This is a genomic window from Caballeronia ptereochthonis, from assembly GCF_001545075.1.
In the GTDB taxonomy this organism is placed as follows: Bacteria; Pseudomonadota; Gammaproteobacteria; order Burkholderiales; family Burkholderiaceae; genus Caballeronia; species Caballeronia ptereochthonis.
Genome location: NZ_FCOB02000013.1, coordinates 64,722 through 88,201 on the forward strand (window position 1 = coordinate 64,722; position 23,480 = coordinate 88,201).

Here is a 23,480-nt window from a genome sequence, read left to right on the forward strand (position 1 = left end):
ATTACTTGTCCGACGTCCCGCCCTTGATGAGACGCGCGACGCGATGTGCGCCGAGGCGCCACTCGTACGGGTTGGTGTAATCGAACTCCTTCACCTTGCGATACAGATAAGGCCAGAAGTTGCCCTGACCGCGGCGAGATTCGTGCACGCGCTGGTCGCGCGACAAATGCCGATTGTCGTTCCAGGGAAAGCTGCGCACTTCGCGCGATGCGCGCCGCGGCAATCCGAATACGAGCGAATACGCATAGCGTGGCGCATCCGAACGATTCGGTCCCGCGAAATGCAGCGTGCGACCGGCGTGAATCGTGCAATCGCCGAGTTCGAGCGGACAGATCACGGCGCTTTCGAGATCGAAGCCCGACACGCATTCAAGACCGTGTGTCGTTGGGTCGCCGCCGATCGGCCCATGCGGCAGCACAGGACCGAGATGCGATCCGGGGATGAACTGCATGCAGCCATTGGCAAGCGACACCGGCTGCAACGGAAACCAGAAGTTGACCTCCCGATGCTCGATGCGCGGGTCCGTAAAGGCTTCGTCCTGGTGCCAGGGCGTGACGGCGTCCGTATGCGCGGGCTTGTGAAAGAAGCTGTCGCTGACGAATCGCGCCTTGGGGCCGAGCAACTGCATCGCCACACGCTGTACGCGATGAGCCAGCTCCATGTCCAGCAAGCTGCGTTCGAAATGGGAAGGGTGATGCAACTGGGCGAGCTTGGGCTGGTCCGGTCCTTCTCCCTCAGGGTAGAAGTCGAACAGCAGGCCTTCGGTGAATCCCGCCTTTTCGCGCAGCAGGCGGTCGCCCACATTACGCAAGGTCTTGATTTCCATATGCGTTGCGACATTCTCCAGACGGATGAATCCGTCTTTCCAGAAGCGCCCACATTGCGATTGGGATAATGTCGTCATCTCCCTTGTGGCCCCGCTAAAAGATTCCTCTGCCGATAAAATAAGCCGGTCAGTGGAACAGCACACAAATTAACGCACTGTGCGATTCTGCACATAGCGCCGCCTTGGCCCCCAAAAATCCCGGCATTCTGCCGGTTCGCCTTAATCCGATTTCTTGGCGCGACGAAAGACGAAAAGCTGAATGCGCAGCTTTCACCAATGTCGGTATGTATTGCGTGACTCTATGGCCTGAAAGCCGGGGAATACTACTTTCTGTCCGATTTCAGGCGAAATCCGCTTGCTGGAGGTACGATTGCGCCAACTTCAGCAATAGTCTAACCATGAAAGCATACATTAACCTTTCTTGAGCGTGGGTGTCGAAATGTTACTTGGTTGGCTAAGGCACCAAATACCACTACTTTGGCGGATAAGTCCGATTTGAACGGCGGTTAAAAACTAACAGTCGTTAAATCGAGGAAATTTCGGGTTGAATGACAAATTGCCGACCCTGACTCCGAAAAAAGTCCCGCGACGTTATGACTATCTATTAACCGATGACACAGGGATCGGCCAAGTGGAAATTGTATCTTTGCGTGTCTCAAGTTTCTTCTTGTAAGAGTTCCCCGCTCGACGACGATCCGCTGGAACTACGACCGACGTCCTTTTGTCCACGGGCCTCGCGGCCTGTTTCAAGGTCTTGGCAAATCGGAACCGCGAGGAGAGTATCGATGGAGAAAGGACGCGTTGCCGCGCTCGACGCAGGTCGGGCGCTCGCGATCGTCGGGGTAGTCGCAGTACACCTGTCGTTTCAGTTTCCCAATCTGCCCGGCGCCGTGACGATGATCGCGCGCATGGGCCAATACGGCGTGCAGCTCTTCTTCGTGATCAGTGCAATCACGATCTTCATGACGCTGGAGATGGATCACGCTCGCTGCGCGGACGCGCGTCATGTCACGCTGCGTTTCTATATCAAGCGCTTCTTTCGCATCGCGCCCATGTATTACGCGGCGATAGCGGTCTACGGCCTCATCAGTTACGGCGCGACGCGTTCGGGCATCGAGCGCGCCTGGATCCTGGGCGTGCATGGCCCGATGGATGTGCTTCTCAACATGGTGTTCCTGCACGCGCTGTCGCCGACCGCGATCAACAACGTCGTGCCCGGAGGATGGTCGATCGGCGTCGAGATGCTTTTCTACATGATCGCACCGTTGCTGTTCTTCCTCGCGATGGATCGCATGCGCCTTCTAATGGCCACGGTCCTCCTCCTGGGGATATCGATAACCGTGATGTCGATCAGCGAGTGCAACGGCACGCTCGATTGCAACGTCGCCAACAACACGTTCAGCTACTTCTGGCCGCCGGTGCAAGGACCGTGCTTTATCGTCGGCATGTGGGCGTGGTATGCGTTCCGCTCGCACTTGCTCGGCTCATCGCACGTCACCAGGCGAACGTCCTGGCTCTATCTTTCGCTGGCGTTGATGTTCGCGCTGACGACCGGCGCGCTCGGCGTCTGGCTCGACAAGGCTCACGCGCTCGCGCCGATGTTCGCGGCGTGCAGCGCCGTCGCGTTTCTATTGTTCGTGTGCTCGCATCACGCCCGCAGGCAACGCGAGGAACCGTGCACCGTGCCGCGCGTGACCTTCGTTCGGCGCTGCGCGGCCGCGCTGGGACGCGAGAGTTACGGCATCTATCTTTGGCACTTCATCTGCGTCTATATGACGTTCCATTTCTTCGACCGTGCATTCGGCGAGAAGAATGAAGAGACTTCGCTTGCGCTGTTCGGAGCGACGTTGATTGCAGTGCTGGTCGTGTCTTATGGACTTTCGCGCGTTTCGGACCGGTTGATTCAAGGGCGTGCAACGCGTTTGTCCAGGCGTCTGCTCGCATCCGTGGATCGACGCTTTCATCTGACGCGCGATGCTTAGTTCACGATCAATCGCTTATGGGATCGCTTGAGTTTGCTTGGCCGTAGAGCGCGCCCGAAGAACCAGACGACGGCCGCGCATGCGATACAACACGATGCTCGCGGCGAGCGTCACCACTTCGGTTACCGCGACGGTCATCCAGATTCCGCGCGGCCCGAGCCATTCAGTCAGGAGCCAGAGCATCGCGAGCAGCAACAGCCAACTACGCAAGAGCGCGACGATCATCGATGCGAGCGGCGCCTCGATGGCCGTCAGATATCCGCTGACCGCGAGGTTGATCGCAGCGGGCACGAACGCCAGCGCACACCACGGCAATGCTTCGCGCAGCAGCGTCTGTGCGGCGGGACTGCCCGGCACGAAGAGCGCGCCGAGCGGCTGCGCGAGCGTGAGGATCGCGATGGCAGCGGCAACGGCGAATCCCGCCGTGACCGTGATGCCGATCGAGAATGCGCGCGAGACGGCCTGCGCGTTTCCCGCGCCACGCTGGTAGCTCACGATCGGCTGCATGCTCTGCACGAGCGCGACCATCGTGACCGAGGCGATCATCGTCATGTATTCGACGACCGCGAACGCGACGAGTCCCATGTCGCCGAGCCAGCGCAACACCGCATGATTGAAGGCGAACAGCGTGACACTCGGTGCGATCTCGCCGAGAAACTCGGATACGCCGTTGTAAGCCATGCGCCAGGCGTGATCGAGCGAAGCGAATGCACGCGCGACGGGACGAACCCGGCGCGCCTTGGTGAAGTGAAAGGCGAGCATCGGCAGGCACGCCAGCGCCTGACTGATGCCCGATGCGAGCGCCGCGCCGCGCATGCCCCATTGCATGTGGCTCACCATCCAGTACGTCATCGCGACATCGGCGATGCCGCCCGCGAGCAGACACGCAAGTCCGAACTTTGCCGCACCTTCGACGCGCAAGAAGAGTTCGAGCGCATAGCACGCGGTCGGGAACAGCACGAACGGCGCATAGGCGTGCAGGAAGTCCCTGGCGAGCCGAGCCATCTCGCCTCGCGCGCCTGTCCAATGCACGAAGGTGTCGGCATAAACGTAAATGGCGAACGCGAACGATATGCCGCACAAAGCCAGCAGCCATAGGGCTTGCGTGAATGCGGCAGCGGCATCGCGTTCGCGCTGCTCGCCCAGCAGTCGCGACACGAGCGTCGATCCGCCGACTCCGATCATCACGCTGAACGCGTAGGGCAAGTAGAGCAGAGGCACGAGAAGATTCAGCGCGGCGAGCGCATCGGCGCCGACATGGCGTCCGATGAATATGCCGCTGATGACCGAATGCATGCAGTACACCCATGCGGCCAATACCGTGGGCACCGCGTAGTTCGAAAACTGCCGGACGAGCGAAGGAGCGTTAAGCGAATACATGACCTGCAACCATACCTTGTTCGCTGGGCACGCCAACACGGGCACGCGACCATTTCATCGTGCAATGCGACGGGCCGGCATGGCGCAAAAGCGCGGCACAGGCGCGCCAGGGAACGTCAAGCGAGCCGGCTTTGAGTGCGATGAGACTGCGTAGCGCGCGTTCTGGCGGCGCGAGAATACGCCAGGGGCTACGGAAGGAAATGCGTGATGGGGCGATTGGCGCTTGCGCGCGAATGCCGCTTCAGGATTTCACGATGCATCGATGTCGATGCGGACATTGGAGTGCCGCGTGGAAAGAAAGGTTCCTTTACGCGTTCTTAACCGAATCATGACTCACATAGCCGCATCGAGCGACTTCATGCGGACCGCGCTAAGTCCCCGATGCTTCAAGCGGACGATCCGCCTTCGCGCGCAAGCCATATGCCGTCAACATCCGATACAGCGTGACGCGTGAAATCCCCAGTTCGTCAGCTGCTTCTCCGAGCCGCCCGCGATGACGCAGCAGCGCCACCTCGATCGCCTGACGCTCGGCCGCTTCGCGCGCTTGCGCAAGCGTCATCGGTGCGGCCTCCGCGTATTCGCCGAGTTCGAGATCGCTGGCGAGAATCTGCCGTCCTTCGGACATCACGATCGCGCGGCGCACGCGGTTGATCAACTCGCGCACGTTACCGGGCCAGCCGTAGTTGTGAAGCGCCGCGATCGCGCACGGCGAGAAGCCGCGCAGCCGACGGCTTGCATCCTTTCTGAAGCGCTCGAGCATGTGATTGGCAAGCAGTTCGATATCCTTGCCGCGCACGCGCAACGGCGGCTCGTCGATCTGCAATACGCACAGGCGATGGTACAAGTCCGCGCGAAAGCGTCCTTCGATCATCGCGGCCTGCATGTCGACGTGCGTAGCGGAAATGATGCGCACATCGACCGGCGTCGAGCTTTGTCCGCCCAGACGCTCGATCTTGCGCTCCTGCAGGAAGCGCAACAGGCTCGCCTGGCTTTCTAGCGGCAAATCGCCGATTTCATCGAGAAAGAGCGTGCCGCCGTCAGCCGCTTCGACGCGGCCGATCTTGCGTTGATTCGCGCCGGTGAATGCGCCGCGCTCATAGCCGAAGAGTTCGGATTGCAACAGATGCGGGGGGATTGCGCCGCAGTTGATCGCGACGAACGGCTGCTCGCGCCGTACCGAGCGCTCGTGAATCGCTACCGCCGTCAATTCCTTGCCGGTGCCTGATTCGCCCGAAATGAAGACGGGGGCATCGGTCATCGCGACCTTGCGGATCGAGCGATACAAGGCCTGCATCGCGTCGCACGAACCGACCATGCTGCCTTCCTTGCAATCGTCCTTGCGCGGATCGTTGCAGGTGGCGTCGTGCAGCGAGACCATGCCGTATGCATGACCGACCGCATCGACGATACGATCGGCCGAAGAGGGCACCGTCACGTAGTCGAAGCAGAAGTCGCGAATCAGGCGGCAGATTTCCGGACTATCCACGTGTTCGGCATCGACGGTTGCGACCCAGCCGACTTGATAAGCCGCGAGCAACTCGGCGAGGACCGCCGTTTCTTTAGCGAAGCCGCGGCTCGTCAGATCGACGATGCCCGCAGCCGCACGCTTGCCGTGCCTCGCGGATTTGGGCAGCTTGGCCGGATCGATGCGCTCGATCGTCCAGCCGCGGGCATGCAGGCGCTCGGACAGATCTTCCGGCACCGTACGCCCAGCGTAGTAGAGCGTTCTGGCTTCCCCGTGCATGGCTTTTCTCGATTCTTGTAAGTGTAGGGCCGAGTATGCGCCCGAAATCATCAACGTAAAATGCCTCGCAAACGATAAGCCGATTTTGAATGTTTGCATTGGTCAGCAGATTTCGATTAAGAAAGCCAAGGAATTTTTTGCGAGACGTTCGTGCGGTTCTGGTTGAACGCGCGTGCTTTAATTCGCTGCCCGTTGCTGGACAAGCTCTTCTGCCGTTGCCGTACGGAACGAATTACTTATTCGCTTATGAATATGTTCGACGCGGGAAGTATCTGCATATACAAAATTGGCAAGCGCTGAAATATCAGATAATTAATACTTTCATGCAAATTGGTTTGCGAGGCCGGCATCGTGGGCGTAGAGTCCGTGGATGCATATCGTCCGATGAATATCCGTCGAAACATGCACAAAGCAAAGAATTTCACTTCCGCCTACCAGCCGCGTTTGCTTCTCGTGGACGACGATCCGGGGATGATCCGCATCATCGGCGAGATGCTCGCGGAATTTCCCGATCAGCGTTTCGCTACCACCGGCGAGTCCGCGCTTGCACTGGCGCGCGAATCGACGCCGGATCTCATCCTGCTCGACGCGAACCTGCCTGACATGACGGGCTTCGATGTCTGCGAAATCCTCAAGCGCGATGCAAAACTCGCGCGCGTGCCGGTGGTTTTCGTCACGAGCCACGATGCCCCCGCGCTCGAAGTCGATGCGTTTCGCATGGGCGCGGCCGACTACGTCATCAAGCCGCTCGTCGCGCCACGCCTGCAGGCGCGGGTGCGCGCGCAGCTTCGCCTGAAGAGCCGCGTGATGGAAGCGCAGGCACGCTTGCGCGAGGAAGGCATAACGCCGTCTGCACCCAAAGCCTCGGACGTGCGCTTGCTCGGCATTCTGGCGAGTGATACCGCCGACGCCCAGCGCGACGCGCTCGAAGCCATCGGCACGCTGGATCTGATTGCGGATCGCGAGGCCGCGCTGCGTCTTGCCGAGCGAAATGCGCCGAGCGCCATCGTGCTGGATGCGCGTTGCTGCAATGCGCCTGGCGAAACGCAAACGCTCGCCGAAACCGTGCGCGCGTTGCTTGCGCCCGATCCTCTCATACCCATCATCGTGCTGGCCGACGCATGCGATGTCGACACCGAGCAGCGCATGCTCGATGCGGGCGCGGCGGATGTCATCGCGAAACCCGCGAGGCCCGCCGTTCTGCAGGCACGTGTGCGCGCCGCGCTGGCTTCGGCGCGCAAGGCGCAAGAGACGCTTCGTTCGGCGCTTGAATCTCCTGGTGGCGCGCGCGTTCATCCGTTCCCTGCAAACGCTCGCGACATGCGCGGCGCCTGATCTTCAGCGGATGCCTCGGATCAGGCCTGCTTCAGCATGTCGCGCGCGATCTTCGATGCTCGCGCAAAATCGAGCGCCCGCACGCGCGCAAGGAAATGCTCGAAGTCCTCGCGATGCCCGCTCGGCGCGTGAGGCGACAGGTTTTCCGAGAGCGCGATCGCTTGCAGATTCGATGCATCCAGTAACGCGACGATCGTCGAAAGGCGCGCATGCCAGCCCTCGTCTTCGAGCGGTTGCGTGAGGATTGGCGCTTTCGCTGTCGCCGGCGGACGGGCGAATTCACGGGTCAGCGCTTCGACACTCGATTCAAGCAGCTGCTGCATGCGCGAAATCCTCGCGCTGGCCGAGGCGAGCGTGCGCGCGCCGTCTTCGCTGCCGAGCAGATCGCTCTCGAGCTGGCTTGAAAGTCGGGCGAGCGCCGTCGCGCCGACCGTGCCCGCGCTGCCCTTGATCGCGTGCAGCACCGATGCGGCGCCTTTCGCGTCTTGTGCGGCGAGCCTCGCGGCCAGATGCGCGAGTTGCTTCCCGGTCTGCGCCCCGAAGCCGCCGACTGCGCTGTGGATCAGCTCCAGATTGCCGCCAAAGCGCGCGACGATCGAATCGCGCGGCTCGATCGCCGCTTCACCGCTCGCGCTTCGTTCGGCTGTTTCATCCGTGTCCGTGTCGGCCGTCGCGTGTCCGGCTTGCGCGCGCAGCACACTCACAAGCCGCTCGACATCGATCGGTTTGCCGACGTGATCGTTCATGCCCGCTTCGATGCAGGCGTCGCGATCCGCGCCCGATGCGTTGGCCGTCATCGCGACGATAGGCAGCGCGGCGAAGCGGCCATCCGCGCGAATGAGGCGCGTCGCTTCGAGGCCGTCGAGATCGGGCATCTGCACGTCCATCAGAACGGCATCGAAATGCGCGTTCGCGGCCACGATCAGGTCGACGCCTTCGCGTCCGCTCTCGGCGAGCGTCACGGTCGCGCCTTCGGCGAGCAACAGGCCTTCGGCGACCTGGCGGTTGAGCGCATTGTCCTCGACCACCAGCAGCGAGAGTCCCGCGAGGCGCCGCGCTTTCGTTTCGATCCGGCGCGGCTGCGTTTGAGCATGGATCGCGCCGGCGTCGCCCGGCATTGCGGCGCGGATGGCTGCGACGAGCTGCTTCGGCGTCACGGGCTTGGTCAGAAATCCGGCGAAGGGCGCCACGCCGCCTTCCTGCGACTCTCTCAACACCTCGCGCCCGAACGCGGTGACGAGCAGCACGAGCGGCGGGGCGCCGCGATCCTTCATCGTGCCGACGAATTTCGCGGCGTTCAGGCCGTCGAGGCCGGGCATGCGCCAGTCGAGCAGCGCGATGTCGTAGGGCGCGCCGCCGCGCGCGGCATCGGCGATGCGCTCGACGGCCTCGATGCCGCTCGTGACCACATCGGCGTGCCAGCCGAGCGAGCGCACCGTGCGAGAGAGGATGTCGCGCGCAATGGCATTGTCGTCCGCAATGAGGATGCGCGCGCCATGCTCCGGGATCGCGCTCGCGTCGTGCATGGGGGCGCGCGCATGCTCCACGCCGAGCGTGATGTCGAACCAGAAGCGGCTGCCTTCGCCCACACGGCTTTCGACCTCGAGCTGACTGCCCATCATCGCGACGAGCCGCTTGCAGATCACGAGCCCGAGGCCGGAGCCGCCGTAGCGCCGCGACGTCGACGCCTCCGCCTGCGTGAAGCCTTCGAAGATGCGCGCCAGTTGCTCCTCGCTGATGCCGATGCCGCTATCGCTCACCACGATGCGCAAGCGCACCGTGTCCCCGGACGCGTCGCGCATGGTTTCGAGCAGATGCATGCTCACGACGATCTCCCCGGCCGACGTGAACTTGAGCGCGTTGCCCGCCAGATTGATGAGCACCTGCTGAAGCCGGAAGCCATCGCCGACGAGCACGTCGGGCAAGGCCGGATCGAGATCGAACAGCACTTCGACGTCCTTCGTGCCCTGATTGCCGGAGAGCACGGCGCCCAGTTCCTCCATCAGCTTCTCGGGCTCGAACGGATAACTGTCGAGCTGCAGCTTGCCTGCTTCGATCTTCGAATAGTCGAGGATGTCATTGAGCAGGTTCAGAAGCGATTTCGCGGCGATCTCGGCCTTGCTTACGTAGTCCCGCTGGCACCGGTCGAGCGTCGTCAGCTGCACGAGATGGAGCATGCCGAGCACCGCGTTCATCGGCGTGCGGATTTCATGGCTCATGTTCGCGAGGAACGACGACTTGGCCGCGCTCGCCGCGTCGGCCTGCTCCTTCGCGTTGCGCAGATGGAACTCGAGCTCGTACTGATCGGTGACGTCGTAATTCACGCCGGTCATGGCGACGGGCTTGCCGCTCGCGTCGCGCTGCGCGCGCAGGCCGATCTGGATGCGCCGCGTCGTGCCGTCCGGCAGGACGATGCGAAACGGCGGCAATTCCTCGGTTTCGCCCGCCGTCGCGGCGCGCAGGCACGCATCGATTTCGCCGGCATCATCGGGATGGATGCGCTGCAGCCAGTGCTCGAAGTGCAGGCCGTTGTCGAGCAGCTCGGGCGGATATTGATAGATCTCGAACATGCGCGCATTCCAGTGCAGCTTGCCCGTGGCGATATTCCACGACCAGATGCCCAGCTCGGCGATGTCGGCGGCGAGCAGAAGCTGGTCGCGCGCGTCGGCGAGTTCGCTGCGCTCCTTCTTCTGCCGCGAGATATCCGTAATGACGGATACAAAATGCAAAGCGCCATCGGGACGCATCGCGCCCGTCGAGACGTGCGCCGGGAATGACGTGCCGTCCTTGCGCAGGCCCGCGAGCTCGCATTCGGCCGTCGGAATTCCGCTCGCGCCCTTGAATTGCATTATGTATTCGTTATACGCATCGAGATAGGGCGGCGGGACCAGCATCCGGATGTTCTGCCCGATGACCTCGCTCGCCTTGTAGCCGAATACACGCTCGCCTGCGGAGTTGAACGAGCGGACCGCGCCGCGCTCGTCCACGGTGATGATCGGGTTGATCGCGGTGTCGAGGACCGTGCGCGTCGTCGCGAGGCTGCGGGCGAGTTCCTGCTCGATCCCGGTGCGCGCGGTGATCTGGCGCACGAGGCTCGAGCCGAACAGGGCCAGCACCAGGGCGAGCACGCCGGTGACCGCGGCGTGCCAGAGCGTGTCGCGCCACCATGGGGCGATGATCTCGTCACGCGAGAGCGCCGCCGCGACGAAGAGCGGATAGTCCTGCAGTTCGCGGAAGCTGTTGAGGCGCGTGACGCGGTCCTGCGACGATGTCGTCGTGAAGACGCCCGAGCGGCCCTGTTCGAGATACGTGCGGAAGATCGTCGTGTCGATCACGTTCTTGCCGACGAAGCGGTCCTCGAACGGGCGGCGCACGACCATCACCCCGGAATTCAGCACGAGCACCGCCGCGCCTGCTTGCCCGAGGTCGAGGCTGTCGTAGAAGCGCGAGAAGAAGGCGACGTCGATGGTCGCGAGCGCGACGCCCGCGAAGCTGCCGTCGGGCGCATCGATGCGGCGCGATACCGGCACGATCCATTTGCCGGTCGAGCGGCTCCTCACCGGCGGTCCGATGTGCGTGCCCCGGTCGGTGTGACTGCGGTGATATTCGAAGTATTCGCGATCCGAATTGTTGAAGCGCAGGTCGAGCTTCGGCTGCGAGTTGACGATCCAGGCGCCGGTCCTGTCGTAGATGAAGAGGCCGTTCAGCTGCGGCAACTGCTCGACGCGCGAGACCAGAGAACGATGCAGGCGCTCCAGCGACCGGGGCGACGTCCCTTCCTCCTCGACGCTCTCCACCATGCCGATGAGCGTCGTGTCCGCTTCCTTGAACGTGTCGTTCGCGTGCTGCGCCATCGCGCGCGCGAGGTTGTTCGTCGCCGTCGTCATCTCATGGAGCTGCACGCGGCGCGCGGTGAAGCTGCGCCATACGTCGGTGCCGATCAGCAGCACACAGACGACGACGATGAACATCGTCATCCTGAAGGTGAGCGAATGGCGACTGAGCACGCCGTTATCTCCGAATGAGCGTTGCAAATGGCGCAGGCCGGCCTCGAAATTCGAAGGCTGCCGTATCTTATCGCGCCATCCGGAGGAGGCCGTTTGACGGGCGGGACGGCGCATACGGCGTTTCGTGCGGCGATCAAGCCTGTTTACGGCATCGTGGTGAGAAAGCTTGATCCCGTGGGGTGGAATTTTTCCCGGCTTTTCCCGATATATCGAGGCACGGCTCCGCATTCGTCTCACGCGAAGCTTGTGTTGGCGGCTTGCCGTCATTCAGAGCCGAAAGCGTTGGTCAGCGCCCGACGTTCCGCGCCGTCCGGGGGCGTCTCGATTCGCGCCGAGCCTTGCCGCGCAAGGGTTTCGAGAAACTGGCACGGCAGGTGCATCAGGAGCCGACACCCGCCGCTTCAGCGACTCTCCGACTCACCCGTTCGCTCAGCCGGCATTTCATCGAAAGACCCTTTGTGCAAGTGGAGCGAATCATGTTGGGATACCTGATTGACATGGCGAAGGACATCGTGCTGCCGTGCCTGATCTGCTGGACCGAAATGCTGCTGGACCGCGCGGAGCACAGCCGGCGCGATGCGTATCTCGCGTCGTGCGCCGATATCGGCGAACTCGAGCGGCGCATGCGCACGTGCGAGTTCGATGCATGATCACATCGAAGGGCGAGAACGAATGATGATGGCTTTGAACGACCAGCAGACCGCCGCCCCGGTCATCGCGCTGCATTGCTCGGGCGCGGGCGCGACTCAATGGCGCCAGCTCGGCGAAACGCTCGGAACGATGAATGCCCGTTACGCGCTGATCGCCCCCGAGCACTACGGCTGTGACAGCGCCGGCCCCTGGAGCGGCGAGCGCGCTTTCACGCTCGCGGACGAAGCGGCGCGCACCGTCGAGATCATCGATCGCCATCGCGGCAAGGTGCATCTCGTCGGCCATTCATATGGCGGCGGCGTCGCGTTGCGCGCGGCGCTCGAACGGCCGCACGGCGTCGCGAGCATCACGCTCTACGAGCCCTCGGCGTTTCATCTGCTGAAGGGCATGGGCGTGCGCGGCGCGGCGGAATTCGCGGAGATTCTCGCGATCGCCGCGCGCACGGCGGAAGGCGTCGTTGCGGGCGATCTGCGCGGCGCGGCAAGCTCGTTCGTCGATTATTGGAGCGGGCGGGGCGCATGGTCGGCGCTGCGGCCGTCGGTGCAGGCAATGTTGACGCGATGGGTGCCGAAAGCTCCGCTCGATTTCCGCGCGCTGATTCACGAGCCCACGCCCGCGAGCGCCTATGCGAATCTGCGCATTCCCACGCTCGTGATGCGCGGCGAACACGCGCCCGCGCCGACGCGCCTGATCGCCGAGACGCTGCCCGGGTTGATGCCGGCGGCAAAGCTGATCGTCGTGCCCGACGCGGGGCACATGGGGCCGCTCACGCATGCGCAGGCGGTGAACGCGGCCATCGTGCGGCATATCGAAGCGTGCGACGAGCGCGCCGAAAGCCTATCCGAGTAGGCCGTCGCGCGATGGCGCGCTTTCACCCTGACGCTCGATGAGCCTTGCGCGGAACCAGAACGTCCACGCGAGCAATCCGCCATAGATCACGTAGCTCACGACGGGCGACACCACGAGATAACGCTCGACGGGCCACGTCCACGCGAACCAGAATCGCAGGATGGTTTCGGCCGTCAGGCCGACGCCCCAAACGAGCGTCATGAGCCGCAGCGATGCGCGCAGCGCGGCGCTCTCGCTCCAGTAAGCCTCGAAACGCTCCGCGCCGTTTTCCTGCTCGCGCGTGACGGTTGCGCGCGCGAGATAGAAGACGAGCGGGCGCTCGAACAGAAGCGAAAGAAGAAACACGATGCCCGTCGCGCCCGCCGCGAGCGATTCGCGCACGAGCAGGATGCGCGGGCTGCCGCCCATCGCGAGCATGACGATCGACAGCGCGATGCCGAACAGCACGAGCGCCGAGAGCGCATCGACGCGGCGCGAGCGCGCGAACTCGACGAGGCTCCAGACGAGCGGCGGCGCTGCCGACGCGTAGAGCGCGCCGACGTCGCCCCAATACGGCAACGCAAGGCGATAGGCAAGCCACGGAAGCAGCAGATTGGCGACGAGTTCGAGCACGAGACCGGGCTTGATCTTTTTCATGGGCTCAAGGAATGGGTGCGGAATGCGCGGGGCCTTGCGCCAAGTATAAAAGATCAGGTGTGCGGGAATGTGCGCATACGCGCGTCAATCCTGTGTCTGCCAGGCGCTGGCGCCTCGATCGGCGAGTCATGCGATGCCGTCGAAGCGGTGGCGGGAGCAAATCAGGGCGGGCAAGGACGGGGCCGCCGCCGGGCAGGCGCGGGCGGCGGCGATGAAGTCATGAAGCGATGTGTCGAAGCTACTTCTTTGCGCCCGCGGCAGCGCCGGCGTTGCCGGCGTTTACGGCATTCGCGTTCGCGGCGTTGGCAGCATTCGGGTTATAGGTGGAGTTGGCGTTGTAGCCGGGACGGGCCGTGTTGGTGTTTGCGCTGTTCGAATAAGCGTTGTTCGATTTGAGGGGCTTCGGCTGCAGCGTCTGGTTGATGACACCCATCTGTCCCATCTTCTTGGCGGCCTGGCTGTCCGCGCTTGCTGCCGTGGCGAAGCACAGGCCGGCGGCGCCGACGATCAGCGCAATGGGCATGACGTGCCGCTGCACGCGATTGCGATCTTTCTTCATGACGGCCTCCTTGGTCGACGCTCGCCGCGCGCGTGAAATGCAACGAAGACGAAGCGCACGGCAGCAGTCTATTGTGCGCACGCAGGATGCCCGAACGGAAGAGGGTTTTGCCTAGTTGTGGCGCGGGCGTGTCCACGACGTCCTAATGCGCGAAAACTTGATAAATGTCTAAGGAATGAATCGTCCTTATCGGTAATATGTACGTCGAAGTACTTTATATAGCCGACTCTGGAGGGTCACTCCGCATGTTTCCCGAATACCGCGATCTCATTTCCCGCCTGAAGACCGAAGATGCTCACTTCTCTCGGCTCTTCGAGCGCCACAACGAGCTCGATCATCAAATCAGCAACATGGAAACGGGCGTGACGCCCGCCGACGCGTTCGCCATCGAATCGCTCAAGAAGGAAAAGCTGCTGTTGAAGGACAAGATCTACGTCGTCTTGCGCAAGGCGCATGAAACCGCGTGAAAAGCATCGAGACGAGAGAGACAGAGCAATCGAGCCAGGAGTTGATGAAGTTGATGACGCGAGATGACCATGCCGCCTCGGGCGCAGCGCAGCATCCACCCGAGTTGCATGCCGTGATCGACGGAGACGTCACGGCCCGTTCGGACCCGGACGGTATCGAGCAGGAAGAGACCGAGCGCGCGGTCGAAGCGGCACGCGACCTGATGACGAGCAGCGTGGACGGCATTCTGGAGAAGCTTGGCATGCAGGCGCCGGGAGGAACGGCATCGCTGTTCGATACCGTGCGCACGCTGATCGACGGAATGTCGCCGGACGAAATCCGCGCGTTGCGCGCGCATCTGTTCGATGGAGCGGCGGCGCTGCGCTCGGCAGGCGGTGCTCCCAATCCGGACGACGAGCTGTCGCCGTCATGGCGAGAAGGCGGTTATCCGTATCGCCATCTGATGTCGCGGCGCGCGTACGAGAAGCAGAAATACCGCCTTCAGGTCGAACTGCTGAAGCTTCAGGCCTGGGTGCGGGACACCGGCCAGCGCGTGGTGATCCTCTTCGAAGGGCGCGACGCGGCAGGCAAGGGCGGCACCATCAAGCGATTCATGGAGCATCTGAATCCGCGTGGCGCGCGCGTGGTCGCGCTGGAAAAGCCTTCCGAGCGCGAGCGCGGGCAATGGTATTTTCAGCGTTACGTGGAGCACTTGCCGACGGCGGGCGAGATCGTTCTCTTCGACCGCTCGTGGTACAACCGCGCGGGCGTCGAGCGCGTGATGGGCTTTTGCACGCAGCGCGAATACGACGAATTCATGCAGCAGGTGCCCGCGTTCGAGCGGCATCTGTCGCAAAGCGGTACGCATGTCATCAAGCTATGGTTTTCGGTGAGCCGCGCCGAGCAGCGCCGCCGCTTCAAGGAGCGCGAGATTCATCCGCTCAAGCAGTGGAAGCTGAGCCCGGTCGATCTCGCGTCGCTCGACAAGTGGAACGCGTACACCGACGCGAAAGAAGCGATGTTCGCGCACACCGATAGCGCAGACACGCCCTGGACCGTCGTGCGCTCCGATTGCAAGAAGCGCGCGCGGCTCAACGCGATGCGCTATGTGCTGCACAAGCTGCCGTATGCGACTCGCGATCTCGCGGCGATCGGCGCGGTGGACCCGTTCATCGTCGGGCGGCCGTTCTAGTTCTCGCCCGCGCCGTCCTTCAACGCCCGAGCGAGCAGGCGCGCGTGGGGCGTAAGCGCGTCGAAGTCGCGGGCGCACAAATGCAGGCGGCGCGTCGCCCACGGCTCCGACAGCGGCACGATAGAAAGCCCCGGCCGCTCCAGCATGCGGGCCGATGCCTCCGACAGAATCACGAGCCCGATCCCCGCTTCGGCGAGCATGCCCACGTTGTCGATGCTGCGCATGCGGATGCGATAGTTGACCTGCCGCCCGAGCCGCGACGCGCGCTCGGCCAGATGCATCTCCAGCGCAGCATCCGACAGCCCGACGAACGCCTCGCCGACGATCTCCGCGAACGCCACCGCGCTTTCCCCTCCGATGCGGTGCGCGCGGCTCGCCACCACGACCAGTCGATCCTGCGCGATCAGATGCGTTTCCAGCCGGCCCAGATCCGTGGTATCGGAGACGACGCCGAGGTCGGCGCGTCCTTCGGCGATCGCCTGCACGATGTCGACGCTCGGGCGTTCGTCCAGATCGATCGAAAGGTCCGGATAGTCGGCGAGAAAGCGCGCGAGTCGCGGCGGCAGAAAGGCGGCAAGCGCCGCCGTGTTCGAGAGCAGCTTGATGCGCCCCTTGAGGCCGGTGGCGAACGAGCGCAACTCGCCACGCATCTGCTCGACCTGGCCGAGAATCGCGCGTGCGTGGCGCGTGAAGGCGTCGCCGGCGGCGGTCGGCTGCACGCCGCGGCGATTGCGCTCGAGTAGCGGCGCGCCCAGCACGGCCTCCATCCCCGCGATGCGTTCACTCGCGGAAGCGAGTGCGAGATGCATGGCCTGCGCGCCCGCCGTGATGCTGCCGTGCTCGATCACGGTCAGAAAAAGCCGCATGTCGGTCAGGTCGAAGCGCATGCCGCATCCTTCGGTTTTGCCGAAGCCTCGCATTGGAAATGCCAGATTGTAAGCGCGGGGCGGCATCGTTAGCATCTGTCGGATGCAACCCTTTCTTCTCGTAATCGGCGCGGGTTTTCTGGCGGGCGCGATGAACGCGCTCGCGGGCGGCGGCTCGTTCGTCAGCCTGCCCGCGATGATCGCCGCCGGCTTGCCACCGGTTCAGGCGAATGCTTCGAGCACCGTCGCGCTCTTTCCAGGCGGCGTCGTGAGCGCGTGGGCCTATCGCGACGGGCTTGGTCCCGTCGGCTCGGTATCGATCCGCAAGATGCTCGTCACGACGCTCGTCGGCGGCTTCGTCGGCGCGGCGCTGCTGCTCTCCACGTCGTCGAAGACGTTTTCCTTCGTGCTGCCGTGGCTGTTGCTGTGCGCGAGCTTCACGCTCGCGTTCGGGCGCCGGCTCGGCGAAGCGCTGCGGCGGCGCTGGCATATCGGCGCGGCGGCGGTGCTGTCGATCCAGTTCGTGCTCGGCGTCTACGGCGGATATTTCGGCGGCGCAGTGGGCATCATGATGATGGCCGTGTGGGGTTTGCTCGATTCGCGCGACCTGAAGAGCCTCAACGCGCCGCGCACGCTGCTCGTGAGCGCGGCGAACTCGGTTGCGGTGCTGACCTTCGCGGCGGCGCAGGCAGTGCGCTGGCCGGAGACCATCGCCATGCTGTTCGCGGCGATGGCGGGCGGCTACGGCGGCGCGCAGCTCGGCCGGCGCGCGCCGCCGCACTGGGTACGCGCGGGTACCTTGCTCGTGAGCGCGGGCATCACGATTGCATTCTTCGTGAAGACCTACGGGCCGATGCTGTCGAATCGATGAAGGGCGAAAGCCGCGTCGGCGCCCTGGGAGACGATCATGATTCCCGCCTTGCTCGAAACCATCGGTGTGCTGTCGCTGCTCGTGAGCGTGGCGGCGAAAATCGCGCTGCTGCGCGATCCGCGGGAGGATGACGCGCCCGAAGCGCCCGCGCCCGCCGCGCGTCCGCCCGTGTCGGTCCGTGCCGCTCTGGCATGCCGGGCCACGTGTAGATCGCCATCCGCACGTATGCACAACCGTGGTTCGCCGAAGCGTTGCGCGAGCGCGAAGGGCGCTTCCCGCCGGCGGAGAGTCGATCAGTGCGCGCCCGCCGCGAGCGGCGGCAGGCCGAGCGGATCTCTCGCCGACTCGTAAGCGCGAACGAAGCGGGGATCGTCGTCGAGCTCGCGCGCCATCCACGGCGAAAGATCGTCGCGGCACCCGGGATCGGCGATATCGCGAAAGCATGCCGAAGTCGCGGGCATCATGCTGCCGGCCCAGTAGAAGCCGAAGAGCGCCTGCTTCTCGGCGGGCTCCATGGCGATGGCGTGCGGATCGGCGCCGGAGAACCATCGGTCGAGCTTGGCCGCAAGCGAAGCCTCGGTCTCCTGGCTTTCGTATGAAAACACGTAGCCGCCGCCTGCCTGAGCAGTGTGGAAGTCGTTCATCACGACGGCGGCGGCAAAACGCGCCGCTCTCGCGTTGACGACGAACGGTTGCGCGTGCGCATCCCAGGTCAGAAACCAGAGAGAAACGAACAATGCATTGGTTTTATGCCGGACGAATGCGCGGCATTTTTTCCGACCGCTTGTCGAGTTCACACGAATAAGAGGAAAGAATTTCGCGCCGGGACGAATTTGCCGGCCTTGAAATATGTAGCGGTTTTATTGATTTATTTAATTTTAAGGCGGGCGATAAAGTCGCCGTGCTTCGCCGTGAACGAGCGCGCACTGATCGAATCGATATCGGCCCGGTCGATCCCGGCCCACCAATGCAAAACGGCCCTTGCGGGCCGTTTCGTGCCTGGGGCGAGAACCGCTGGATTTACTTACAGCGGCTGGATCGTCGAAGCCTGCTTGCCCTTCGGGCCTTGCTTGACTTCGAAGCTCACCTTCTGGTTCTCCTGGAGCGACTTGAAACCCTTGGACTGGATTTCGGAGAAATGTGCAAACAGGTCTTCGCCGCCGTCATCCGGCGTGATGAAACCAAAACCCTTTGCATCGTTGAACCACTTCACGGTACCTGTTGCCATTTTTCTCAAACCCTTTTGAGACGAATTACGTTGAAGATGCGCTGCGAAATCTCGAGCGGCATGGAGTTTTACCACGCCGGAACGCGAACTTCAAATAAGCGTTTCTGCTAAGAGACGCGCCATATGCGCGTCATACTTCGCGCCGCACGTCCGTTCCGGAAGAAATTTATTTGTTCGGACATTAATCGCCCGCGCGTTCGATTATCCTCGACGTTCCGGCCACGCAAACGACACACACGGACCTTTTCATGGCACACACGCTTTCCCACGCCGCGCAACGCGCCACGCCTGCAACGCTCCGGCTCGATTCGCCGGCCGTCGCGCAGGCTCGCCGCGAGCTCGCAGCCTGCTTCCGGCTCGCGTCGCTGCAGGGTTTCGAAGAGGGCGTCTGCAATCACTTTTCGGCGATGGTGCCGGGCCACGACGATCTCTTCTTCGTGAACCCGTACGGCTACGCCTTTGGCGAGATCACGGCGTCGCGCCTGCTGATCTGCGATTTCGACGGTCATGTGATCGACGGCGAGGGTAAACCCGAGGCGACCGCGTTCTATATCCATGCGCGCCTGCATCGACTGATGCCGCGCGTGAAGGCGGCGTTTCATACCCATATGCCCAATGCGACCGCACTGTGCCTGCTCGAAGGACCGCCGCTCCTGTGGCTCGGCCAGACCGCGCTGAAGTTCCACGGCCGCACGGCTGTCGACGAGCACTACAACGGTCTCGCGCTGGACGATGCCGAGGGCGACCGCATCGCCGCCGCGATGGGCGACGCCGATATTCTCTTCCTCAAGAATCACGGCGTGATGGTTGCCGGCGCAACCATCGCCGAGGCGTGGGACGATTTGTACTATCTGGAGCGCGCGGCCGAAGTGCAATTGCGCGCGATGAGCGCCAACCGGCCGCTCAAGCCGGTGCCGCACGAAATCGCGCAGCGCACCTGCGAGCAGATGCGCGCCGGCGATGCCGAGAGCGCGCGGGCGCATCTCGCGAGCGGCATGCGGCAGTTGCGGGCACGGGGCATCGACTTCGAGGCGTGATTATTTGCGCCCGGCGAAGCGCCTGAACCATCCGCGGCGCTTGCCCATATCGGTCTGCTGCAGGAATACGGCGATCACGATGATCAGCCCCTTGAGCACGAGCTGCGTGTTGCTGTCGATATCGTTGAGCAGAAGGATGTTGCTCAGGAAGCCGAAAATCAGCACGCCCGCCACCGTGCCCGACACGCGCCCGACGCCGCCCGAAAGACTCGTCCCGCCGATCACCACGGCCGCGATCGCATCGAGTTCCCAGCCCATGCCGGCGTCCGCCTTGCCCTGCCGGTATTGCGCGGCGTAAAGCACGCCGACGAGCGCCGACAAAAGCCCCGAAATCGCGTAGGCCGCCATCTTGTGGCGCGCGACATCGAGCCCCGAGACGACCGCGCATTTCTCGTTGCCGCCGATCGCGTAAAGATACTTGCCGAACACGGTGCGGTTCATCACGAAGCCGACCACCACGGCGATCACGAGAAAGAAGAGGGCCGGCACCGGCACGACGTTGAAGAGCAGCGCGCGCAGCGCTTCGATATCGGTCGTCGCGTTGGTGCCGCTGTAGATCGAATAGACGGCCGTGTCCTGACCCGCGATCAGGCGAGCCGCGCCGAGCACGCCGACCATCGCGGCGAGCGTCACGATGAAGGGCTGCATGCGTCCGCGCGCGATGATCCAGCCGTTGAGCGCGCCGAGCGTGAAGCCCGCGAGCGGCACGATCCACATGACGGCGAGAAGCGGCATGCGATGCCCGCCATGCAGCGCGATATACGCACAAGCCAGCGCAGCGGCGAGCAGGGCGATGCCCGCCTGCATCGCGACCGGCGCATGGCTCGCGACGCGCACCGTCCGGGCGTCGCGGGCGCGCAAGATGCCCCGCGCGACGCCGAAAGCGGCGAACACGATGGCGAACATGGCGATCGCATCGAGCACGAGCGATGCGTACACCGCGCGATTCCAGCCGTCGGTGGTGAGCAGCATCGCGGTGAGCACGCTGCCGAGGCCCATGATCGCGCCGACCGACAGATCGATGCCCGCCGTGATGATGACGAGCGTCATGCCGATGGAGATCACCCCGACGTTGGCGACTTGCCGGAACACGTCGGAGATGTTGGCGCTCGACAGAAAGATGTTGCCGCCGTCCGCCGCGTGCGGCGACGTGAGCGCGCCCACCACGAGCAGCACGATGAGCCCCAGGTAATACTTCAGATATCTGAGGAAGGTGCTCAGGTGTCGCTGGCGGGCGGTGGCCGCGGGCTCGGCGAGTTGGTCCTGCACATGCAGCATGGTGTGAGTCTCCGGTTTCCTTTCAGGGCGAGGCCATCCTGATGAGCACGTCGCCCGAGAACTGGTCGCGCGTCAGCACGCCGCGCGGGCGCCCCTCGCACATCACGAGGATGCGGTCGGAGAGCAGCATCAGCTCGTCGATCTCCGAGCTCGCGACGATCACCGTCACGCCTTCGCGCGCGGCCGCGAGGATTTGCCGATAGATCTCGGCCTTCGCCGCGACATCGACGCCGCGCGTCGGCTCGTCGAGCAGAAGGATGCGCGGCCTCGTCATCAGCCATTTGCCGATGATGAGCTTCTGCTGATTGCCGCCCGATAGCGTGCTCGCGTCCTGCGCGAGGCTGCGATGCTTGACGTTCGACGACTGCGCCTGCGATGCCGCCCACGCATGCATGCGCCCGCGCCGGTAGAACGGAAACCCCGGCGCGCGCGAAAGCGACGGCAGCAGCAGGTTCGCTTCGAGCGACTGATCGAGCACGAGCCCGTCCTTCTTGCGGTCCTCGGTCACGAAGGCAAGTCCGGCGGCGGCCGCGCGATCGGGCGAATCGATCGTGCGGGCATGGCCTGCGACGCGTATCTCGCCTTCGCGCCGATACTGCGACACGCCGAAGATCGCCTCCAGTATCTCCGTCTTGCCCGCGCCGAGCAGCCCGGAGATGCCGAACACTTCGCCCTGCTGCACCGAAAACGAGACACCGGATACGAGCGGGCGCGCCTGTCCCCACAACGTGAGGCCGCGCACGTCCACCGCGAGGGGGCGTTCCTGCGGCGCTTCGGCTTCGGTGCGCTCGGGCGGCGCGAAGTCCTTGCCGATCATCATCGAGACGAGCGCCGCCGACGATTCCACTTGCCGAATCTGCAAGGTCGCGATGCGCCGGCCGTCGCGCAGCACGGTCACGCGATCCGCGACCGCGAACACTTCGCCGAGCCGGTGACTGATGAGCACGATGCCCATGCCGCGTTCGCGCAGATCGCGTGTGAGCGTGAGCAGGGCTTGCGTCTCTGTGTCGGAGAGCGCGGACGTCGGCTCGTCCATGATGAGCACGCGCGCATCCGCGAGCAGCGCCTTGGCGATCTCGACCAGTTGCTTCTCGCCGACGCGCAGCGTGCCGACGAGCGTGTCCGGCGGCGGCCGAAAACCCAGTTGCGCGAGCACCTTTGCGGCGGCGGCACGCATCGCGCGCCGATCGGGAAAGCCCGTGCGCGTGCGCAATTCCTTGCCGAGAAAGATGTTGTCGACGGCGGAAAGCGTATCGACGAGATTGAGCTCCTGATGAATGATCGCCACGCCGGCGCGCGTGGCGTCGTTCACGCTCGTCATGCGGGTGATCTCGCCGCGCACGCGGATGTCGCCCGCATCGGGCGAATAGAGACCGCCCAGGATCTTCATCAGGCTCGACTTGCCCGCGCCGTTCTCGCCGACGAGCGCGTGAATCTCGCCCGAGGCGACATCGAAATCGACGCCCGAGAGCGCGGCGCTGCCGTTGAACGAGATCGACAGGCCCGCGGCTTCGATGAGCGGCGCGGTAGCCGTAGCCATCGGCGTAGTCCTCAGTGGCTCGCGATATATTGCTTCGCGTTGTCCGCGAAGATGCCCTGCGTCGGCAGCGTCACCTTCTTCGGCACCTTGTCGCCGTGCAGAACCTTGAGCGACTGGCGGATGCCTTCGGCGCCCGGCGTCGGATACATGAAGGTGCCCGCGAGCAGTCCCTGCTCGACCCACGTCGCGCCTTCCTGCGGCAAGCCGTCGATGCCGACGAACTTGATGCTCTTCTCGCGGCCCGCGTCCTTCGCGGCGAGATAGGCGCCGTAGGCCATCGGATCGTTGTGGGCATAGACCACGTCGATCTTCGGCTGCACGCGCAGCACGGTCTTCATGTAGTCGTAGGCCTTGTCCTGCTTCCAGTCGCAGTCGACGCGCTCGCCCACGCGCTTGATGCCTTTCTCCTTGCCGATGGCCTTGTCCGCGCCGTCGTGCCGGTCGTGCGCGGGCTGCGCGCCGAAGCCGCCCCAGATCTCGACGAGATTGCCTTGCGCCTTGCCCGGCCCGCCCAGGAGCTTGACGATGAAGTTGCCCGCTTCCTGCCCGATCTGCACGTTGTCCCCGCCGATGAACTGCGTGAACTGATCGCCGTTCACTTCGCGGTCGAGCACGAACACGGGAATGCCCGCCTTGAAGGCCTTTTCGACGACGCCCGTGAGCCCGGCGGACTCCTTGGGCGAGATGAAGATCGCGTCCATCTTCTGCGCGATGAAGTTCTCCATGTCGGCGTTCTGCTTGTCGGTGCGGTCTCCTGCATCGGCGATGATCAACTCGACCTCCGGATGCTTCGCGGCCTCGGCCTTCATGTCCTTGTTGAACTGCACGCGCCACGGTTCGACGGTCGTGACCTGCGAGAACCCGAAGCGATACTTTTTCTGCTGCGCGAACGCGGGCTGCGAAATGAGCGCCGAGAAGGTGCCCACGGCGCCGGCCAGCGGTGCGGCGATGAGACTCGCGGTGATGATGCGTCGTTTGCTGTCCATTGCGTCTCTCCTGATAGGGGTTGCCAGCTCCGGGTTCGGTTTCGTTCGGCGTTGTCTCGCAGGTTC

General features: G+C 63.8%; 20 protein-coding genes. 8 read left to right on the plus strand and 12 right to left on the minus strand.

The annotated features are described in order from the left end of the window. Position 1: 1 nt before the first annotated feature. A complete protein-coding gene (locus AWB83_RS15340; RefSeq protein WP_087046426.1) occupies positions 2–904 on the minus strand; it encodes a phytanoyl-CoA dioxygenase family protein in 903 nt (300 codons plus the stop codon). A 707-nt stretch (positions 905–1,611) separates the two neighbouring features. Between AWB83_RS15340 and AWB83_RS15345 the strand changes: the two genes are divergently transcribed. Next, positions 1,612–2,808 carry an acyltransferase family protein gene (locus AWB83_RS15345; RefSeq protein WP_087046427.1) on the plus strand — a complete coding sequence of 399 codons (1,197 nt, stop codon included), beginning with the start codon at positions 1,612–1,614 and terminating at the stop codon, positions 2,806–2,808. 15 nt (positions 2,809–2,823) lie between these two features. Here the strand turns inward: AWB83_RS15345 and AWB83_RS15350 are convergent, their stop codons facing one another. Both AWB83_RS15350 and AWB83_RS15355 read right to left on the minus strand, forming a co-directional pair. Further along, the gene (locus AWB83_RS15350) at positions 2,824–4,188 is read right to left on the minus strand and encodes an MATE family efflux transporter (protein WP_087046428.1); all 1,365 of its coding nucleotides are present in this window, start codon (positions 4,186–4,188) and stop codon (positions 2,824–2,826) included. A 370-nt stretch (positions 4,189–4,558) separates the two neighbouring features. Next, positions 4,559–5,932, minus strand: a complete 1,374-nt coding sequence (locus AWB83_RS15355; protein ID WP_087046429.1) for a sigma-54 dependent transcriptional regulator — start codon at positions 5,930–5,932, stop codon at positions 4,559–4,561. 402 nt (positions 5,933–6,334) lie between these two features. On the opposite strand from AWB83_RS15355, the gene AWB83_RS15360 reads away from it, so the two are divergent. Beyond that, a complete protein-coding gene (locus tag AWB83_RS15360) occupies positions 6,335–7,267 on the plus strand; it encodes a response regulator (protein ID WP_087046430.1) in 933 nt (310 codons plus the stop codon). A 20-nt stretch (positions 7,268–7,287) separates the two neighbouring features. Here the strand turns inward: AWB83_RS15360 and AWB83_RS15365 are convergent, their stop codons facing one another. Next, complete coding sequence (locus AWB83_RS15365; protein ID WP_244197747.1) at positions 7,288–11,274, minus strand: response regulator; 3,987 nt, start codon at positions 11,272–11,274, stop codon at positions 7,288–7,290. Between the two features lie 476 nt (positions 11,275–11,750). Here AWB83_RS15365 and AWB83_RS36105 point away from each other — a divergent pair, with 476 nt between their 5' ends. Both AWB83_RS36105 and AWB83_RS15370 read left to right on the plus strand, forming a co-directional pair. Continuing rightward, a complete protein-coding gene (locus AWB83_RS36105; protein WP_244197748.1) occupies positions 11,751–11,924 on the plus strand; it encodes a DUF3563 family protein in 174 nt (57 codons plus the stop codon). A 25-nt stretch (positions 11,925–11,949) separates the two neighbouring features. Further along, the gene (locus AWB83_RS15370) at positions 11,950–12,774 is read left to right on the plus strand and encodes an alpha/beta fold hydrolase (protein ID WP_087046530.1); all 825 of its coding nucleotides are present in this window, start codon (positions 11,950–11,952) and stop codon (positions 12,772–12,774) included. Here the strand turns inward: AWB83_RS15370 and AWB83_RS15375 are convergent. Continuing rightward, positions 12,763–13,410 (minus strand): VC0807 family protein, encoded by a 648-nt coding sequence (locus tag AWB83_RS15375; RefSeq protein ID WP_087046432.1) that lies wholly within the window; start codon positions 13,408–13,410, stop codon positions 12,763–12,765. The two genes, AWB83_RS15370 and AWB83_RS15375, sit on opposite strands and share 12 nt — an antisense overlap. A 238-nt stretch (positions 13,411–13,648) precedes the next feature. Beyond that, positions 13,649–13,969 carry a hypothetical protein gene (locus tag AWB83_RS15380; protein ID WP_087046433.1) on the minus strand — a complete coding sequence of 107 codons (321 nt, stop codon included), beginning with the start codon at positions 13,967–13,969 and terminating at the stop codon, positions 13,649–13,651. Positions 13,970–14,214: 245 nt separating this feature from the next. Between AWB83_RS15380 and AWB83_RS15385 the strand changes: the two genes are divergently transcribed. Then, complete coding sequence (locus AWB83_RS15385; protein WP_087046434.1) at positions 14,215–14,436, plus strand: HP1242/YdcH family protein; 222 nt, start codon at positions 14,215–14,217, stop codon at positions 14,434–14,436. Positions 14,437–14,489: 53 nt separating this feature from the next. Next, a complete protein-coding gene (gene ppk2, locus AWB83_RS15390; RefSeq protein ID WP_374729119.1) occupies positions 14,490–15,608 on the plus strand; it encodes a polyphosphate kinase 2 in 1,119 nt (372 codons plus the stop codon). Here the strand turns inward: ppk2 and AWB83_RS15395 are convergent. Continuing rightward, positions 15,605–16,495 (minus strand): LysR family transcriptional regulator, encoded by an 891-nt coding sequence (locus AWB83_RS15395; protein WP_087046532.1) that lies wholly within the window; start codon positions 16,493–16,495, stop codon positions 15,605–15,607. The two genes, ppk2 and AWB83_RS15395, sit on opposite strands and share 4 nt — an antisense overlap. Positions 16,496–16,577: 82 nt before the next feature. Here AWB83_RS15395 and AWB83_RS15400 point away from each other — a divergent pair, with 82 nt between their 5' ends. Next, complete coding sequence (locus tag AWB83_RS15400) at positions 16,578–17,345, plus strand: sulfite exporter TauE/SafE family protein (RefSeq protein WP_087046435.1); 768 nt, start codon at positions 16,578–16,580, stop codon at positions 17,343–17,345. Between the two features lie 293 nt (positions 17,346–17,638). Here AWB83_RS15400 and AWB83_RS15405 read toward each other — a convergent pair whose 3' ends face one another. Together AWB83_RS15405 and AWB83_RS15410 are read right to left on the minus strand one after the other, a co-directional pair. Next, the gene (locus tag AWB83_RS15405) at positions 17,639–18,082 is read right to left on the minus strand and encodes a hypothetical protein (protein ID WP_087046436.1); all 444 of its coding nucleotides are present in this window, start codon (positions 18,080–18,082) and stop codon (positions 17,639–17,641) included. Positions 18,083–18,369: 287 nt separating this feature from the next. Further along, the gene (locus AWB83_RS15410; RefSeq protein ID WP_008347993.1) at positions 18,370–18,573 is read right to left on the minus strand and encodes a cold-shock protein; all 204 of its coding nucleotides are present in this window, start codon (positions 18,571–18,573) and stop codon (positions 18,370–18,372) included. Between the two features lie 248 nt (positions 18,574–18,821). Between AWB83_RS15410 and AWB83_RS15415 the strand changes: the two genes are divergently transcribed. Beyond that, positions 18,822–19,610 (plus strand): aldolase, encoded by a 789-nt coding sequence (locus AWB83_RS15415; protein ID WP_087046437.1) that lies wholly within the window; start codon positions 18,822–18,824, stop codon positions 19,608–19,610. On the opposite strand, the gene AWB83_RS15420 is transcribed toward AWB83_RS15415, so the two are convergent. Genes AWB83_RS15420 through AWB83_RS15430 form a run of 3 tightly spaced genes read right to left on the minus strand, consistent with a single transcriptional unit; the run spans position 19,611 to position 23,414 of the window. Next, positions 19,611–20,888: an ABC transporter permease gene (locus tag AWB83_RS15420; protein ID WP_087046438.1), complete on the minus strand. Its 1,278-nt coding sequence runs from the start codon at positions 20,886–20,888 to the stop codon at positions 19,611–19,613. A gap of 22 nt (positions 20,889–20,910) precedes the next feature. Then, complete coding sequence (locus AWB83_RS15425; RefSeq protein WP_087046439.1) at positions 20,911–22,428, minus strand: sugar ABC transporter ATP-binding protein; 1,518 nt, start codon at positions 22,426–22,428, stop codon at positions 20,911–20,913. Between the two features lie 11 nt (positions 22,429–22,439). Further along, a complete protein-coding gene (locus tag AWB83_RS15430; protein WP_087046440.1) occupies positions 22,440–23,414 on the minus strand; it encodes a substrate-binding domain-containing protein in 975 nt (324 codons plus the stop codon). Positions 23,415–23,480 lie beyond the last annotated feature (66 nt).